General features: G+C 69.1%; 17 protein-coding genes. 11 read left to right on the top strand and 6 right to left on the bottom strand.

Going from position 1 to position 16,580, the window contains the following annotated elements; translation table 11 throughout:
- Nucleotides 1-64: 64 nt before the first annotated feature.
- Nucleotides 65-382 (bottom strand): hypothetical protein, encoded by a 318-nt coding sequence (locus tag ASE63_RS01695; protein WP_056795494.1) that lies wholly within the window; start codon nt 380-382, stop codon nt 65-67.
- Between the two features lie 325 nt (nt 383-707).
- On the opposite strand from ASE63_RS01695, the gene ASE63_RS01690 reads away from it, so the two are divergent.
- The 3 genes from ASE63_RS01690 to ASE63_RS01680 are packed head-to-tail and all read left to right on the top strand — an operon-like array spanning nt 708 to nt 3,479.
- The gene (locus tag ASE63_RS01690) at nt 708-2,513 is read left to right on the top strand and encodes a PAS domain-containing sensor histidine kinase (protein ID WP_056795491.1); all 1,806 of its coding nucleotides are present in this window, start codon (nt 708-710) and stop codon (nt 2,511-2,513) included.
- 15 nt (nt 2,514-2,528) lie between these two features.
- Nucleotides 2,529-3,125 (top strand): hypothetical protein, encoded by a 597-nt coding sequence (locus tag ASE63_RS01685; protein WP_056795488.1) that lies wholly within the window; start codon nt 2,529-2,531, stop codon nt 3,123-3,125.
- An 18-nt stretch (nt 3,126-3,143) separates the two neighbouring features.
- On the top strand, nt 3,144-3,479 hold the full coding sequence (locus tag ASE63_RS01680) for a DUF1491 family protein (protein ID WP_056795485.1): 336 nt from the start codon (nt 3,144-3,146) through the stop codon (nt 3,477-3,479).
- Nucleotides 3,480-3,498: 19 nt separating this feature from the next.
- On the opposite strand, the gene ASE63_RS01675 is transcribed toward ASE63_RS01680, so the two are convergent.
- Nucleotides 3,499-4,632 carry a hypothetical protein gene (locus tag ASE63_RS01675; protein WP_056795482.1) on the bottom strand — a complete coding sequence of 378 codons (1,134 nt, stop codon included), beginning with the start codon at nt 4,630-4,632 and terminating at the stop codon, nt 3,499-3,501.
- Between the two features lie 164 nt (nt 4,633-4,796).
- Here ASE63_RS01675 and ASE63_RS01670 point away from each other — a divergent pair, with 164 nt between their 5' ends.
- Nucleotides 4,797-5,033, top strand: coding sequence for a hypothetical protein (locus ASE63_RS01670; RefSeq protein ID WP_056795480.1), 237 nt, complete (start codon nt 4,797-4,799; stop codon nt 5,031-5,033).
- Complete coding sequence (locus ASE63_RS01665) at nt 5,030-5,824, top strand: hypothetical protein (RefSeq protein ID WP_056795477.1); 795 nt, start codon at nt 5,030-5,032, stop codon at nt 5,822-5,824. Before ASE63_RS01670 ends, ASE63_RS01665 begins: the two co-directional genes overlap by 4 nt.
- A 150-nt stretch (nt 5,825-5,974) precedes the next feature.
- Here the strand turns inward: ASE63_RS01665 and ASE63_RS01660 are convergent, their stop codons facing one another.
- The 3 genes from ASE63_RS01660 to ASE63_RS01650 form a co-directional block, all read right to left on the bottom strand.
- Entirely contained in the window at nt 5,975-6,607 is a 633-nt protein-coding gene (locus ASE63_RS01660) for a hypothetical protein (RefSeq protein ID WP_056795474.1), read from the bottom strand.
- The gene (locus ASE63_RS01655; protein ID WP_056795471.1) at nt 6,604-7,179 is read right to left on the bottom strand and encodes a DUF1214 domain-containing protein; all 576 of its coding nucleotides are present in this window, start codon (nt 7,177-7,179) and stop codon (nt 6,604-6,606) included. Before ASE63_RS01655 ends, ASE63_RS01660 begins: the two co-directional genes overlap by 4 nt.
- A gap of 70 nt (nt 7,180-7,249) precedes the next feature.
- On the bottom strand, nt 7,250-9,469 hold the full coding sequence (locus ASE63_RS01650; protein ID WP_056795468.1) for a PBP1A family penicillin-binding protein: 2,220 nt from the start codon (nt 9,467-9,469) through the stop codon (nt 7,250-7,252).
- A gap of 264 nt (nt 9,470-9,733) precedes the next feature.
- Here ASE63_RS01650 and ASE63_RS01645 point away from each other — a divergent pair, with 264 nt between their 5' ends.
- From ASE63_RS01645 to ppdK, 4 genes are all read left to right on the top strand, one after another.
- Nucleotides 9,734-10,228 (top strand): YcgN family cysteine cluster protein, encoded by a 495-nt coding sequence (locus tag ASE63_RS01645; protein ID WP_056795464.1) that lies wholly within the window; start codon nt 9,734-9,736, stop codon nt 10,226-10,228.
- 80 nt (nt 10,229-10,308) lie between these two features.
- Nucleotides 10,309-10,545 carry an AbrB/MazE/SpoVT family DNA-binding domain-containing protein gene (locus ASE63_RS01640; protein ID WP_056795462.1) on the top strand — a complete coding sequence of 79 codons (237 nt, stop codon included), beginning with the start codon at nt 10,309-10,311 and terminating at the stop codon, nt 10,543-10,545.
- Nucleotides 10,542-10,949 carry a type II toxin-antitoxin system VapC family toxin gene (locus ASE63_RS01635; RefSeq protein ID WP_056795459.1) on the top strand — a complete coding sequence of 136 codons (408 nt, stop codon included), beginning with the start codon at nt 10,542-10,544 and terminating at the stop codon, nt 10,947-10,949. Before ASE63_RS01640 ends, ASE63_RS01635 begins: the two co-directional genes overlap by 4 nt.
- 186 nt (nt 10,950-11,135) lie before the next feature.
- On the top strand, nt 11,136-13,820 hold the full coding sequence (ppdK, locus tag ASE63_RS01630) for a pyruvate, phosphate dikinase (protein WP_056795456.1): 2,685 nt from the start codon (nt 11,136-11,138) through the stop codon (nt 13,818-13,820).
- 24 nt (nt 13,821-13,844) lie between these two features.
- Here the strand turns inward: ppdK and ASE63_RS01625 are convergent, their stop codons facing one another.
- A complete protein-coding gene (locus ASE63_RS01625) occupies nt 13,845-14,339 on the bottom strand; it encodes a GFA family protein (RefSeq protein WP_056795454.1) in 495 nt (164 codons plus the stop codon).
- A gap of 273 nt (nt 14,340-14,612) precedes the next feature.
- Here ASE63_RS01625 and ASE63_RS01620 point away from each other — a divergent pair, with 273 nt between their 5' ends.
- The gene (locus tag ASE63_RS01620) at nt 14,613-14,822 is read left to right on the top strand and encodes a cold-shock protein (protein ID WP_056795451.1); all 210 of its coding nucleotides are present in this window, start codon (nt 14,613-14,615) and stop codon (nt 14,820-14,822) included.
- 270 nt (nt 14,823-15,092) lie between these two features.
- A complete protein-coding gene (locus ASE63_RS01615) occupies nt 15,093-16,553 on the top strand; it encodes a DEAD/DEAH box helicase (protein WP_056795448.1) in 1,461 nt (486 codons plus the stop codon).
- Nucleotides 16,554-16,580: the final 27 nt, after the last annotated feature.

Raw genomic sequence — 16,580 nt, 5'->3', positions numbered from 1 at the left:
CCAGCGTCTTCGGCGCCTTGCACGGCCGCGTCAAGCACGCAGGTGGGCCGCGGGCCGTGGCACGTCAGCGCGCCGGCGCTGCGATCCCGCGCTGCCCTGCGTCGCTGCGGCCAGCGGCGGCCGCTGCCGTCAGGGCGAGCACGCGCTGGCGTGTCTCGGGGTCGAGCCCGGCTAGGATCTGCGCCGCTTCGCGCGCGGCCATGGTGGCGCCCGAAACGGCGCGGATGCCGGAGAGGGCGGTCTGCGGATCGACCTGCGCAGCCACCTGGGCCGCGGCGCTGATCGTCGCTACGGCTGCGCCATCCTCCGTCCTGTCCCCCAGGACGGGTGAGTTCAGCGTGATCACGCCGATCACCGCCAGGCTTCGCAGGATATAGGCCATCTCTGTCCCCACTCCGAAAATTGGCGCTGTCGCACCCCATTCCTGCGGCGATCCTAGGCAGGATGCGGAAAAATCGCGTGATTCCGGAAGCTCAAAGGCGCTGGCCGATCTTCAGTTTCCGTTCACCCTGCTTCCCGACAACCAGACCCGGCCGGCAGGGGGTAATATGGCATATAAGTCGTTATTTTTGCTGTGAAATCTGCGCTGAGGCCGAGCCTTCGGCGGTTTTCGCATGGCTCTGCCTTAAGCCCCGCTTAAACCGCCCGGGCCGAAATTGCCCTCAAGCGGGCACGGTGGCCCAAACGAGTTAGGCGTAGCATTGCTCATGAAGATGCAGGCGGTCAGGACGCAGGTGGCGGCGATGGTGCACGCATCGGTGCTGGCGGATTCGCTCGAGCGCATGCGCCATGAGCGCTTCATCCTGACCCGCCTTCTGGTCGGCGCCGTCGCGCTCGGTCTCGCCCCGGCCTATCTCGCCTGGCGCGGTACCCTCGGCGCCCTCGAGACTGCGGTGATCGTGGCGGCGGCGCTGCCGCTGCTGGCGGTGGTGGTGCTGTCGCGCACCGGCGGGCTCGACACCGCGCAGGGAATGTCGGCTTCGGCCCTTGCTCTCTTCATCGGCGCGCTTTCCGGCATGACCGGCGGCGCCTCATCCCCGATCCTGTTCTGGCTCGCGGCGGTGCCGGCGGAGGCGATCCTCTCCGGCTCGCGCTCCCATGTCGTCCGCGCCGGCGCGATTGCAGCCGTCACCCTCATCGCCGTGATCGCGCTCGATCGTCTCGGCCTCTTCGCCGGCCAGATGCCCTGGTGGGACGGCTTGATGCCGCTCCTCGTCTTCGTCGCGATCCTGCAGGCGATGGCGGTCGCCGCCGCCATCCTGCATCGCCGGGCCGACGAGATGCGCGAGCACCGCGCCGCCGACCGGCGTGCCCGGCTGCTGCTCGACCATGTCGGCGATCTCGTGACCTGGCACGATGCCGGCGGCGCCGTGATCTTCGCCAACGAGGCCGCCCGGACGCTCGCCGGCGCCGAACCGAGCGAACTGCACGGGCGCGGCCTGTTCGAGCGCGTCCATGTCGCCGACCGCCCACTCTTCCTCAAGGCGCTGAGCGATGCCGCCCATGGCGCCGGCCACGCCACTGCCTGCTTCCGCACGCTCTTCGTCCCGCAGAGCGGCAGCGAGAAGTCGTTCCCAGTTTCGCTCTGGCTCGAGATGCAGGCCCATCGCGTCGAGACAGCCGGCCCGCAGGATGGTGCCGCCGTCGTCTGCGTGATGCGCGACATCACCGCCCGCAAGGCCCGGGAGGACGAGCGCGAGCGCGGCCATGCCGAGGCGGTGGAGGCGAGCGACGTCAAGGGGCGTTTCCTGGCGACCGTCAGCCATGAGCTGCGCACGCCGCTGAACGCGATCATCGGCTTCTCCGAGATGCTGGCAGGGGAGGAACAGCGCTGGCTCGATGCCGGCAAGCGGCTCGAATATGCCCGCATCATCCACAGCTCGGGCCATCACCTGCTCGATGTCGTCAACACGCTGCTCGACATCTCCAAGATCGAGAGCGGCACGATGACGATCGACCAGGAGCCGGTCGACCTCGCCGAGATGGCGCAGGATTGCTGCGCGCTGATGGCGCTGCGGGCGCAGGGCGGCGAGATCGAGCTCGACCGCGTCGTCGGGCCGGACCTCCCGCCGGTGCTGGCCGACCGCCGCGCCCTCAAGCAGGTGATGCTCAACCTGCTCTCCAACGCCATCAAGTTCACGCCGGCGCAGGGCCGCGTCGTGCTCGCCATCGTGCGCGACGGCGACATGATCGACCTCTCTGTCTCCGATACCGGCATCGGCATCGCCGCCAATGACCTCCCGCGCCTCGGCGACCCCTTCTTCCAGGCCAAGGGTTCCTATGACCGCGCCTATGAGGGCACCGGCCTCGGCCTTTCCGTGGTGCGCGGCCTCGTCGGCTTGCATGGCGGGCGCCTCTCGATCGAGAGTGCGCCGGGCGTTGGCACCCGTGTCGCCGTCCGGCTGCCGGTCGCGGGCTTCGCGGATGCCGCCCAGCCGGCCAAGATCGCCACCTTCGCGCGCGCGCCGCGCCGCGGCTTCGAAACCAAGGCGCCATACCGCCTTACCGCCTGAGCATGAGCTGACCGCATGTCCACCATCGCCGCCCGCGCCCATCACGGCGCTTCGCTCTCCGCACCGGTCCGGCGCGCCGCGCCGAAGCCGCGCCGCAAGACAAGCTGGCTCGGCCGGATCGCCCGCACCGCTCTGCACAGGCCGGGTCGGGCCCTCGTTCTGCTGGTCTTCGCCAGCGTCTCGGCCGTCATCCTCGCGAACGCGCTGTTCTTCCAGAAGGCGCGCCATCCGGCGCCGATGGTCGCAGCGCCCGCGCAGCCTGCTCCGGCCCGTGCCGTCGAGCGTCGCGTCGAGCAGCCGGCTGTGATGGCCGAGCCCGTCGCGCCCGCAATCGGCACCCAGGCGCCGGCCTTCGGGGCTCCGCTGCCGCCGGTGCGGCCGAGCGACCTGCCGCAGCAGGCACGCGAATCGGCCGTGCGCCCGCCGGCCGCCGTGACCAATGTACCGCGCACCGCCGCCGCCCCGGCGCCTGCGCCCGTCGAGGCCCGCAGGGCCGCGCCCGCCCGCGACCCGATTGCCGACCTGATCAATGGCGACATGCGCCCCCCGGGCGAGATTCGCGGCGTCGCCCAGGCGCGCTCGAACGCGCCGCGCCGCAGCGCCGAGAACTAAGCGGGGCAAGCCGCATCGATGGCGCGCCTCACCGCTGAATTCTGGGTCTCCGCCTATCTCCGGCAGGCCGCGCATGACGGCCTCGTCGCGGTGCTGAGACGCCGGGGGGCGGCCGAGGCCGGCGCCATCTTCGTCAAGCTCGACCGCCTCGATGGAACGGCCGCCCTCTACGGGCCGGCGCCGCAATCGCTCGCGCAGGATGACGGCATCCGCCGCTTCCAGCTCCTGCTCGACAGCGATCCCGGCAGTGTCGAGGAGCGGGTCGAGCGCGAGCGGCGCTTCGATTCCGACCTTTGGCTGGTCGAGATCGAGAACCGGCAGGGCGACCCGAGGCTTGAGCTGGCCCAGGAGTAGCCTTGTAGCGGCCGGCGGCTTAGCCCTGCTCGCGCTTCTGCTGCAGCTTGCGCAGCACTTCGCCGGCGCTGATCGCGCTCTCCGGCCGCGCCGGGCCGAGGCGTGCGGGCGTGCCGCTCGGGTCCATCGCCGGCTGGTGCTGGCCCTTGCGGGCGGACGCCTGCAGCCTTGTCCCGCTGACCTGCATGACGAGCCGTAGCGCCACCGCCGGGCGCACCGCGCGCATCAGCGCCACAACGGCATAGATCCGCTCGACCGAGCGGGCGGCGTCGTCGCCGAGCCGGATCAGGAAGCGCGTCGCCTCCTCGACGCTGGCGCCGGCAGCCGTCAGGGCCAGCGCGGCGAGGTCCCGTGAGGCGTCGGTCTCGATCGCCCGCGCCAGGGCCGGCCCGCCGCCGAGATGGCCTGCCAGCGCGTCGAAGGCACTGGCAGGCTCCTCCGCCGCCAGGGCGAGCCAGTTGCCGAAGATGTCGCCCGAGACCGGCTCGCGCCGCTCGGAGGGGCTCAGCGAATCAAGCGCCGCCAGCGAGTCGAGGATGGCGAGGCGCCGCTCCGGCCCGGCTGCGAGGAAGAGCGGTGCGAGCTCGACATTGGGAACGTCGCGGCGCGACAGCAACGGCTGGGCATAGGCCGCATCCGCCCTGCCTCGCGCCAGCAGCAGGTCGAGCGCCGCCCGGGGCAAGGCGATGGCCGTGTTGGCCATCAGCGCGAAATCGATGGCCCTGTCGTCGCGCTCGGTGAGCATCAGGATCACGGTGTCCGTCAGGTCCGGCCGCGCCGGGAGGGCGCCGGCGAGCCTGCCGTCTGGGTGGCCGGCGAACGTCTCGAGCTCCGACGGGCTCAGCGGCAGGCCGTGGCGCAGCAGCGCCGCGAGGACCGCGCCGCCACGCGCCCGCAGGGTTTCCAGGGCGACAGGCGGTGCGTGGCGCCAGCCGGCGAGCTTTCGTGCGAGGCTGATCGCGGAGGGCTCGTCGGCTCCGGGGACGAGGGCCGCCGCCATCTCGCCGAAGGCGGCGAGGTCGTCCGGCGCCGGATGCGGCGTCGACATCAGCAGATCCGCCTTCACCCGCAGCGAAACCTGGCCGAGATCGAGCCCGCCGTCGCGTGCGAGGCGGGCGAGTTGTGCGAGTTCGGCTGAAATTCGCGACGGCATGGCGGGCTCGGGCGGTAATCGGACACGGAGACGGGCGATTCTTGGCGTCCGTGCAGGATAATCCCCGAGGCTTTAAGGCAGCGTTAACCATGTCCGGGCCTGATGCGAGCCGGAGAGTGCTCTCCCACGACCGCAACCCAGGCGCCAAGACATGGAGGCGCATCATGGCCGTCGTCATCCCCCTCGCGCCGCGGCTGCGTGCGCAGGCTTCAGAGGCTCCGGCTGCCCCGCGGCAGGAGCCGGCAATGATCCTGTTTTTCACCGGCGTTCGCTACGAGCGCGAGCCCGAGCCGGCTGCGCCAGAACCGACGGGCCGGCGCAGGCGGCGCATCGTGGCTACGGTGGCGGCCGGCGCGCCGAAGCGGCCTAAGAAGGCGACGATCTCCAGGCAGCCGGCGTGAGCGAGTGCCCTGCCGACAACGGGCGCGCCCTGTCCCGGCGCAGCCGCCGGCTGGCCGCGCTCCTGATCGGGCTCGGGGTGAGTGCCTGCACGAGCACGGGCGATCTCGGCCGGCCGCGACAGGACTACTGGAGTCAGGTCGTCGCGCCGCAGGCCGGCTTCTGGTCGGCCACCGCGCGCGGCGAGGCCGCCTCGCATTTCCGCTTGACCGACGATGAGGAGCAGCTGCGCGACCGCGCCTGGCGTTTCATCATGCCGGCCCATGAGCGCAGCGTCTTCCAGAGGCAGGTGTCGGATCTGGCCCATCACCGGATACTGCCGGCGCAGGCGCAATCCGGCGCCGTCTCCGACTACTTCAATGCGCTGACCTCCGGCTCCTTCTCGTCGCAGGCCTCGCGCTATAACCGTCTGGCCGAGGATGTGAATGCCGACCGGCTGCTGATCGGCCCCTTCCGCGCCAATGCGATGCGGGTCGTCGCCGCTGACCGGGTGCGGATGCGCACTGCCGAGGGCTCGCCCCATGTGCCATCGACGCAGATCGAGCCGGCCCAGGCCCGCGTGATCGAGAACGAGGGACTGATCCTCTGGGTCTGCGAGCGCATCAATTTCAGGCTCGAGAGCTACCGCTACGCGCTCGCCAACCTCGTCGTCGAGATGCCGTCGCGCGAGGGCATCCGCGCCGAGCGCGCCATCATGGCGCTCGAGGCCGAGGCCGGCCCGCTCTGCAAGATGCAGCTGATCGGCACCTTCGGAGGGGAGGGGGGCAGGCCCCCGGTGGTCTACAAGGGCTGAGCCCGTTTCCGATCGGGCTGAAACGCATTAGCCATCATCGCGAGGAGCGTCAGCGACGAAGCAATCCAAGGGCCGCAGGGCTCTGCGCCCCCTGGATTGCTTCGCTTACGCTCGCAATGACGGGAATTGATACGACCTCATGGATCATGCCTAATCAGCCATGCCGCAGGCGACGCCTGTCGCCAGCGCCTCGGCGTCGGCCTTGTCGGAGGGCTGCCGCATCAGCACGCGCGCCACGATCAGCCCCTGGTCGGTATCTGAAACCACCCGCAGCTCGCGCGCCGCCTCGCCCTCTTCGTCGCGTGCGATCCGCTCGTCGCGCTGCTCCTCTGTCATCACCACGAACTCGACGACCCCGCGGATCGCGGCGCGGTCGGTGATCGCGTAGATCACGCCGCCGCCGCTGCGATGCAGGGTCAGCCCGAGCGGCAAAGTGCCGGTGTGGGCGACGACGCGCATCGGCCCGGCCGCGAGATCGTAGCTGCAGATGGCCGTTACCGTCGCCGGATCGGCCTCGCGTGGCAGGGGCAGGCTGCGCCCGTCGCCGACGGATGCGATCAGCTCGGCCCGGCCGCCCGTCCCCAGCGCGCGATAGGCGTGGTTGGCATCGCTGAGGGAGAGGACCGGGATCAGCAGGATCGTCACGATATGGACGATGCCTGCGAGCACCAGCCCGGCGGCGGTGGCGAGCAGCAGCCGGCGGATGCCGGCGGCGATCCGTGCGCCGAGATCGCGCGGCCTCGCCGCGGCGCCTTTCGCGGAATCGCGTCCGGCCGCGTTCATTGGCAGTCGAGGCGCTGGATGCGCGGCAGGCTCTCCGGCCGCGTCTCGCCGGCCTGGGTCGCGATCGGCGTGTCGTAGAGCCGCAATCGCAGCTGGAGGCGCCCGCTCGTCGGCAGGGGCAGCCAGTTGCCGGCCTGCGGCCAGGAGGCAGCGGCGATGCGCAGCGAGCCGTCCTCGTCACGCAACACCTCGGCATCGGTGAAGCCGCTGCGGTCGAGCGGCAGGCGGAAGGCCCGCCCGTCGGCGTCGGTGACGCTCAGCGTCCAGCCGCGCGTGGTCGGCGTCACCCCGGACAGGAGATAGCGGCAGCGGCCGTCGAGCAGCGAGCCCTGGTCGTCGCGCTCGGCGACCAGCTCGAGTCCCTCGCCGGCGCCGAGCGGCAGATGCACGCCGCGGGCGAGCCAGGCGCGCATATAGGGGTCGATGTCGCGCCCGCCGCTGCGCGGCCAGGCCTGCCAGGGCCCGATCTCGACCTTGCCGAGGAAGGGGCGGCCGGCCACGGCGAGATGGGCCGAGGCCAGGCCGAGCCCGGCGCCGAGCGCGATCACATAGGCGAGGTGGAAGACGCGCACGGTCCTGCTTTCAAAACCGGCCCGTCGATGGTGGCCGGCGGCGCGAGTTGAACCAGCGCGAGCGGGCGCGTCAACGGATTCGCGACTGCGCGCCGGCCGAAACCTCGCGGATGCCGACCTGCAGGCGCGGCCCAGCGGCGCGTGCAGGCTCGATCGTCTTGAACATCGCGCCGACGGCCGAGAGCACCTCGAAGGACTGGCGCGGCATATGTCCGGCGCCCGGCCCGGAGGTCGCGGTGGCGGCGGCCGGCGCCGGCGCCCTGGCGACGGCCGGGGCCTTCGGATCCGGCGGCGCGACGCCCGGGATCGGCTTCAGCTCCAGCCCCTGGTGGGCGAACTGCATGATCTCCTTGAAGGTCATTGCCGGCAGGGAGCCGCCGGTCATGTTGTTGGTCTCGGAGGAATCGTCGTTGCCGAACCAGACCGCCCCGACGAGGTTGCCGGAATAGCCGACATACCAGGCGTCCTTGTAGCCGTTGGTCGTGCCGGTCTTGCCGGCGGTGACGACGCCTTCCAGCGCGGCACGACGGGCAGTGCCCTCGGTCGGCACCTTGGCCAGCATGAAGTTCATGTCCTGCGCGACCTGCGTGCTCAGGACTTGGGCCGCCGGCTCGTCGCGATCGTGCCGATAGATCGAGTCCCCTTGCGAATTATGGATCTCCAGCGCGGCATAAGGCTTGGCGCGCTTGCCGCCATTGGCGAGGACGGCGTAGCCGGCGGCCATGTCGATCACCGTCACCTCGGCGGCGCCGATCGGCAGCGAGACCGTGTCGTTCAGCGGTGTGGTCAGCCCCATCGCCCGGCTTGTCTCGATGATCTTCATCCGGCCGATGCGGGCGGCGCGCGCGACATGGGTCTCGCCCGTCGCCTGTCCCATCGCGATCGACATCTGTACCGGGATCGTGTTGATCGACTTCGCCAGCGCCACCGTCAGCGGCATCGAGCCGGAGAAGGACCGCCCGTAATTGTTGGGGCACCAGTTGCCGATGCAGACCGGGCGGTCCGTGACCGTGGTGTTCGGCTTGTAGAGCCCCGCCTGGAGCGCTGCCGCATAGACAAAGGGCTTGAACGACGAACCGGGCTGCCTGAGGCTTGCCGTCGCGCGGTTGAACTGGCTCGCACCGTAGTCGCGACCGCCGACGATGGCGCGCACCGCCCCGTCCGTATCCATCACCACCGTCGCGGCCTGCTTGGCGCGATAGGCCGGCCCGTGCTGGCGCAGGATCGACTCGACCGTCTCGTCGGCCCGCTCCTGGATTGCGGGGTCGTGCGGGGTCTTGACGGTCAAGACGCGGTCGGGGCCGATCTTGCCGTCATCCGCCAGCCGCCGGATCTCGTCGAATGCCCAGTCGAGATAATAGTCGGGACTCGAATCGCGACGCCTGTCGACCGGGGTTGCCGGGTTGCGCTTGGCGCTGTCGACCTGGCCGGCCGTCATGAAGCCGGCATCGACCATCGCGTTCAGCACGTCGTTGGCGCGCGAGCGCGCCGCCGGCAGGTTGACATGCGGCGCGAATTTGGACGGCGCCTTGAACAGGCCGGCCAGCATCGCGGCCTCGCCGAGGCTGATGTCCCGCACCGACTTGCCGAAATAGTAATCCGCCGCCGCAGCCACGCCGAAGGTGCCGCCGCCCATATAGGCGCGGTCGAGGTAGAGCTTCAGGATCTCGTTCTTGGTGAGCCGCTGCTCCAGCCACAGCGCCAGAAAAGCTTCCTTGATCTTGCGGTCGAGCGAGCGCTCATTGGTCAGGAACAGGTTCTTGGCGAGCTGCTGCGTCAGCGACGAGCCGCCCTGGACGACGCCGGAGGCGCGCGCATTCACGGTCAGCGCCCGGAACGTGCCGATGACGTCGATGCCGAAATGGTCGTAGAAGCGCCGGTCCTCGGTGGCGAGAACCGCCTTGAGCAGATGGTCGGGCATCTCCTCCAGGCTCAGCGAGTCGTCGTGGCGGGCGCCCCGATGGCCGAGCTCGACGCCGTAGCGATCGAGGAAGGTGACGGCGAAGACCTGGTGCCTGAGCGCGTCCTCGCGCCCTTCCTGGAAGGAGGGGATGGCGAAGGTCAGCATCACCAGGGCGCCGACGATGCCGATGTTCAGCCCTTCGCTGGCGAACTCGGCCGCGACCCTCTGGCCGCCGGACAGGGTCAGCCGGTCGGAGAAGCTGCGGATGCGCTCATAGCCATCGCCTGCCCGCCGCGCCGCGCCCCACAGCCCGGCATCGACCCATGAATCGACCGCAAGCGCGAAGCGCTTCAGTCGGGTCGTCCAGCCTGCCTTCCTGAATTCCATTACAACTCCGGAATTCCGTCGCGAGCTGCCGTGACGCACGGCCGCGACATCGTCCTGCCGCGCCCGGGCCGCCTCGGCACCATAATCCAGCCCCTGCCGGGATAGATACTGCTTCCTGCCACAAGGTTAAGTGGGCTGGATCACATTCTTGCGGATGAGCAGGTTACGGGCCAGCGCGTCCGTGCCGTTTCGGGACGGACTGTGCTGCGGTTGCCACCGTTTCGCCGCCCTTCCATCCAAATTCCGGGCAGAGCATAAGGCCGCATGACCAGCGACCGAAAAACCGACGAGCCATTCTGGCGCACGACCCCGCTCGAGGCGATGGACCGCGAGCAGTGGGAGTCGCTCTGCGACGGCTGCGGCCGCTGCTGCCTCGTCAAGCTCGAGGACGAGGATACCGGCAGGATCCTCGCCACCGACATCGGCTGCCGCCTCTTCGATGCCGGCACCTGCCGCTGCAAGGACTATGCGAACCGCTCCGTCCAGGTGCCGGACTGCGTGACGCTGACGCCGCACGACGTGCGCACGCTGCCCTGGCTGCCGCCAACCTGCGCCTATCGGCTGGTCGCGGAGGGGCGGGACCTGCCCTGGTGGCACCCGCTCGTCTCGGGCGATCCGGATACGGTGGTCGCGGCGGGCGTTTCCGTGCGCGGCCGCGTATACGGCAACGAGGACGAGGTGCCCGACGACGACGTTCCCGACAGGATCGTCAACTGGCCCCTGCGCTGGCCGAAGAAGGCGCGGGCGCCGCGGCGCTGAGATGGATGCCAGCCGGCGGGCAGGCTTGTCTCGGACGACCTCAATCCTTACTCTTACCAGTAAGAGTAAGGAGGATCGCCATGCGCATCACGTCGAAGGGGCAGGTGACGATTCCGGCTGACATCCGGGAGCGGGCGGGATTGCTGCCCCATACCGAGGTGGCGTTCGCGTTCGACGGCAAGGTCGTCAGCATCGTCCGGGCCAAGGCCGGCAAGAAGGCCGGACGTGGGGCGCGCTTCGTCGCGCATCTGCGCGGGCGTGGCGATGTCGCCATGAGCACCGAAGACATCATGGCGCTGACCCGCGAGACCGAATGAGCGCCATACTGGTCGACAGCAATGTCCTTCTCGATGTGATGACGGAAGACCCGCACTGGTTTGCGTGGTCCGCGCAGGCGCTCGAACAGGCGGCCGACAGCGCTCGCCTCGTCATCAATCCGGTCATCTATGCGGAGGTTTCGGTCCGCTATTCGCGCATCGAGGATCTCGATGCCGCCTTGCCGAAAGAGATGATCGAACGGGAGGAGGTTCCCTATGCGGCCGCCTTCCTCGCCGGAAAGTCCTTCCTGTCCTATCGGCGGCGTGGCGGCGCAAAACTCTCGCCGCTGCCAGATTTCTTCATCGGAGCTCATGCGGCAGTGGCTGGCTACCGCCTGATGACGCGCGATGCGACGCGCTACCGAAGCTATTTTCCGACGGTTCAGCTGATCACGCCGGAGTAGATTGCAGTTGCCCGGAGGGTCGAGCGCGATCTGCGGCCATCATCCCCCGGCTCATTGATTGTTCATCCGCTTTTCGGCATGACCGCACCGTCCCTGCCGTCGGTGCCCGGGCGCGATGGGTGCTGCGCGGAAACTTTTGGATCGCCTCGGCGTTGCTGCGCCGGGCTGAATGAAGAGGTTTGAGTGATGGCTGGCGGGAAATGGGTCTACACCTTCGGCGACGGCAAGGCCGAAGGTGAGGCGGGCATGAAGAACCTGCTCGGCGGCAAGGGCGCGAACCTGGCCGAGATGAGCAATCTGGGCCTGCCGGTGCCGCCCGGCTTCACCATCACGACCGAGGTCTGCTCCGCCTATTACGACAATGACAGGCAGTTTCCGGCCGAGCTCGACGCGCAGGTCGAGGCCGCGCTCGCCGGCATGGCGAAGCTGACCGGAAAGACCTTCGGCGATCCGGCCAATCCGCTGCTGGTTTCTGTCCGTTCCGGCGCTCGCGCCTCGATGCCGGGCATGATGGACACCGTCCTCAATCTCGGCCTGAACGACGAAACGGTCGAGGCGGTGGCGAAGGCCTCGGGCGACGCCCGCTTCGCCTGGGACAGCTATCGCCGCTTCATCACGATGTATTCCAACGTCGTGCTCGATGTTGACCACGGCCATTTCGAGGAGGCGCTCGAGGACTACAAGGAGCGCAAGGGCTACAACCTCGACACCGATCTCGGCGCCGAGGACTGGAAGGCGCTGGTCGCCAAATACAAGGCGATCGTCGCCAAGGAACTCGGCAGCGACTTCCCGCAGGACCCGCAGGCGCAGCTTTGGGGCGCGGTCGGTGCGGTCTTCTCCTCCTGGATGAACGCACGCGCGATCAAGTATCGCGAGCTCAACGACATTCCGGCCGCCTGGGGCACGGCGGTCAACGTCCAGTCGATGGTGTTCGGCAATATGGGCGACACCTCGGCGACTGGCGTCGCCTTCACCCGCAACCCATCGACCGGCGAGAATGCGCTCTATGGCGAGTTCCTGATCAACGCGCAGGGCGAGGACGTGGTCGCCGGCATCCGCACGCCGCAGGACATCACCGAGGCCGCCCGCAAGGAGGCCGGCTCGACCAAGCCCTCGATGGAGAACGAGATGCCGGAGGCCTATGCGGAGCTCGTCCGCATCTACGGCATCCTCGAGAAGCATTACCGCGACATGCAGGACATGGAGTTCACCATCCAGGAGGGCAAGCTCTGGATGCTGCAGACCCGGTCCGGCAAGCGCACCGCCAAGGCGGCGCTGCGCATCGCCGTCGAACTGGCGCAGGAAGGCCTGATCACGCAGGACGAGGCGGTCGGCCGGATCGAGCCCGGTGCGCTCGACCAGCTTTTGCACCCGATGATCGACCCCAAGGCCGAGCGCCGCGTGCTGACGACCGGCCTGCCGGCTTCGCCCGGCGCCGCCGCAGGCGAGATCGTCTTCAATTCCGATGCCGCCGAAGCCGCGAAGAAGGCCGGCCGCAAGGTCATTCTCGTCCGCGTCGAGACCTCGCCCGAGGACATCCACGGCATGCATGCCGCGGAAGGCATCCTGACCACGCGCGGCGGCATGACCTCGCATGCGGCCGTGGTTGCGCGCGGAATGGGCAAGCCCTGCGTCTCGGGCGCCGGCCAGATCCGCGTCGACTATGCCAAGGGCACGCTCACCGTCGGCCAGACCACGCTCAAGGCCGGTGACATCCTCACCATCGACGGCGCCAACGGCCAGGTGCTGCTCGGCGAGGTCAAGATGCAGAAGCCCGAGCTCTCCGGCGAGTTCGCCACGTTGATGGGCTGGGCCGACAAGGTCCGCCGTCTCAAGATCCGCGCCAATGCCGAGACGCCGGAAGATGCCCGCACCGCCCGCGAATTCGGTGCCGAGGGCATCGGGCTCTCCCGCACCGAGCACATGTTTTTCGAGGAAGGGCGCATCCAGGCGGTGCGCGAGATGATCCTCGCCCAGGACGACAAGGGGCGTCGCGCGGCGCTGGCCAAGCTCCTGCCGGTGCAGCGCCAGGACTTCGTCCAGCTCTTCACCATCATGCAGGGTCTGCCGGTGACGATCCGCCTGCTCGATCCGCCGCTGCACGAGTTCCTGCCGCATGGCGAGGCCGAGATCGCCGCCGTCGCCGGCGCGCTCGGCGTCACGCCCGAGGCGCTGAAGCACCGCGCCGCCGAGTTGCACGAGTTCAACCCGATGCTCGGCTTCCGCGGCTGCCGCCTCGCCGTGGCCTATCCCGAGATCGCCGAGATGCAGGCCCGCGCCATCTTCGAGGCGGCGGTGATCGCCGCGAAGGAGACCGGCAAGGCGGTCATCCCCGAGGTGATGGTGCCGCTGGTGATGGGCGTGCCCGAGTTCGACCTCGTCAAGGCCCGGATCGACGCGATGGCCAAGGAGGTCATCGCCGAGAGCAAGGTCGAGCTCAGTTATCAGGTCGGCACCATGATCGAATTGCCGCGCGCCTGCCTGCGGGCGGAGGAGATCGCGGAAAGCGCCGAGTTCTTCTCCTTCGGCACCAACGACCTGACGCAGACCACGCTCGGCATCAGCCGCGACGACGCCGCCTCCTTCCTCGGCGCCTATACGAGCAAGGGCATCCTCGCCGCCGACCCCTTCGTCACCATCGACCAGGAGGGCGTCGGCGAATTGGTGAAGCTCGCGGCCGAGCGCGGCCGCAAGGCGCGTCCCGACATCAAGCTCGGCATCTGCGGCGAGCATGGCGGCGACCCGGCCTCGATCGGCTTCTGCGAGAGCGTCGGACTCGACTATGTCTCCTGCTCGCCCTTCCGCGTGCCGATCGCGCGGCTGGCGGCGGCGCAGGCTGCGCTGGGCGCGGTGAAGGCCAAGGAAGGCTGAGCGGGGCAGGGGGCCGGCTTTGGATCAATCGATCCAGAGGCCGCGCTTGCGGTGCCAGTCCTCGATCGACTCCTCGGGATAGCCGTCGAAGCGCTGGTCGCGGTCGCCGATCGCCGGCTCGACCCAGTTCGCCTTGAAGCGCAGCAGGATATGCGTCTTCTCCGGCGGAACCGGCAGGTCGCTGTCGATAGCCGCGGCGAAGGGGTGGACGAGGTCGGGCCAGCGCGGATCGAAGAGCCAGAGCGCCGTTCCGCAATGCGTGCAGAAGCGTCGCTCGCCGGAGGAGATCTCGCAGTTTCCGTCGTCGTCGACGATCTCGGCCCGGAACAGCCCGAGCGCGCTCTCGCCCTCGATGTCCAGCGTCCGGGCGTCGCCGGAGAGGTTGATCGCGAAGCCGCCGCCGCCCGCGGTCTTCCGGCAGATCGAGCAATAGCAGAGCTGGTACGGCACGGGCGCATGGCTCTCGAGCCTGAAGCTGACCTTGCCGCAGCGGCACGAGCCTGCGAGTTTCATCGGCATCGCCGTTCTCCTGTTGCGCCGTCCATTCATGCGACAACAGGGCCCGCGGAGCCGGGTTCCAGCCCCTCGCTGGACCCTCATTGCATTTCGTGCTAGTTCCACCCATGTAAGACGAGATGCGGCCGGGTTCTGGCCAATCCTCCGCGCGGGTTCACCCGGTCGGCGGGCACGAATCAGATCCACCACACATCGACTACAAGGCCATGGCAGGCGTCCGCGCGTCGCGTCGTGTCTTCACCACATACGCGGATCTGAAACGTAAGGATTGCCTTCATGAACAAGGGCACCGTCAAGTGGTTCAACACCACCAAGGGCTATGGCTTCATCACCCCTGAGAACGGCGGACAGGACATCTTCGTCCACATCAGCGCCGTCGAGCGCGCCGGCCTGCGTGAGCTGGTCGAGGGTCAGGTCGTTTCCTACGAGCTGATCGCCGATCGCAAGACCGGCAAGTCCTCGGCCGGCAACCTCGCCGTCGCCTGAGGCTGGCCGCCAGGGCATCGGATGGATCCGATGCCGATACACTGAGACGGATCGACATTCGGCGTCCGCCAGGACGCGTGTCCCTCTGTCGATCGGGCCGGCGCCTTGTGTGCCCGCCCGGTTTTCAACGCACCATCAAGACACCTTCCGGCGCTGTGGCTTAGCGGTTCGCCGGCAGGGAAGAGCAAAAATTCAAGGCCGGGCGCAATCCGGCGGCACAGCCGATACCCACATGTGCCCCTTGCGTCGCGGCGTCCGGAAAGACCTGTTTTGACTCAATTTACCGACCTCGGCCTGGCCGAGCAGCTTCTCAAGGCGCTCGCCTCCGAAGGTTACACCACGCCCACGCCGATCCAGGCGCAGGCTATCCCTCCGATTCTCAAGGGCCGTGACCTGCTTGGCGCCGCCCAGACCGGCACGGGCAAGACGGCGGCGTTCTCGCTGCCGCTGCTGCACCGCATGCTCAACAATCCGCGCCGGCTGCAGCCGCGTTCGGTGCGCGCGCTGATCCTCTCGCCGACCCGCGAACTCGCCGCGCAGATCGAGACCTCGATTCGCACCTACGCGCAGTTCACCACGGTCAAGTCGACGGTGATCTTCGGCGGCGTGCCCGTCGGCAAGCAGATCCGCGCGCTCGGCCAGCAGGTCGACATTCTCGTCGCGACCCCGGGCCGCCTGCTCGACCTCGTCGACCAGCGCGCCGTGTCGCTGCGCGAGATCGAGTTCCTCGTCCTCGACGAGGCCGACCAGATGCTCGACCTCGGCTTCATCCATGCGCTGCGCCGGATCGCCACCCTGATCCCGAAGGAGCGCCAGACGCTGCTGTTCTCGGCGACCATGCCGAAGCCGATCCGCGACATCGCCTCCGCCTATCTCAGCGATCCGGTCGAGGTTTCGGTCGCGCCCGTCGCGACCACCGCCGAGAAGATCGACCAGCGCGTGATCCACACGACGCCCGGCGACAAGCCTGCCTTGCTGGCGAAGACGCTGAGCGTTCCCGAGATGGAGCGCGCCATCGTCTTCACCCGCACCAAGCACGGCGCCGACAAGGTCGTCCGCCAGCTTGAGGTGTCAGGCATCAAGGCGGCCGCGATCCATGGCAACAAGAGCCAGGGCCAGCGCGAGCGGGCTCTGGGCGCCTTCCGCGACGGCGAGCTGCGCATTCTCGTCGCCACCGACATCGCCGCCCGTGGCATCGATGTCGACGGCATCAGCCATGTCGTGAACTTCGACCTGCCGAACGTGCCCGAGACCTATGTCCACCGCATCGGCCGCACCGCGCGCGCCGGCGCTTCGGGCCTGGCCATCGCCTTCTGCACGCCGGAGGAGCGGGGCGATCTCGCCGCTATCGAGAAGCTGACCCGCGTCGCCATCACGCCCATGGGCGAGGTGCCGTATTGGGACGGCCGCACGCCGAAGAAGCCGCCGCAGAACCAGGGCCGCGGCGGACGCGGCCAGCAGGGCGGCGGCGGCCGCGACCAGGGCCGTCCGCAGGGCGACCGCCAGGGCAGGCCGCAAGGTCAGCGCCAGGCCAAGCCCGGCAATGGTGGTGGCCAGCGCCCCGACGCAGGCCGTCATGACGCTCCGCGCCAGGACCGCCAGCCGCGTTCCGATGTGCAGGGCCAGCGAAAAGAAGGTGGTACTGCCAAGGAAGGACTTGGCGGCGTCGCGTTCTTGCAGCAAAGAACACAGCAACCACGCACCAACGGCGCCCGGCGGCGCGCGAACTGACGCGCTAGCGAGCTGACAGCGGGCAGG

The organism is Allobosea sp. Root381 (assembly GCF_001429395.1).
In the GTDB taxonomy this organism is placed as follows: domain Bacteria; phylum Pseudomonadota; class Alphaproteobacteria; order Rhizobiales; family Beijerinckiaceae; genus Allobosea.
This window is presented reverse-complemented; position numbering and strand designations above follow the sequence as displayed.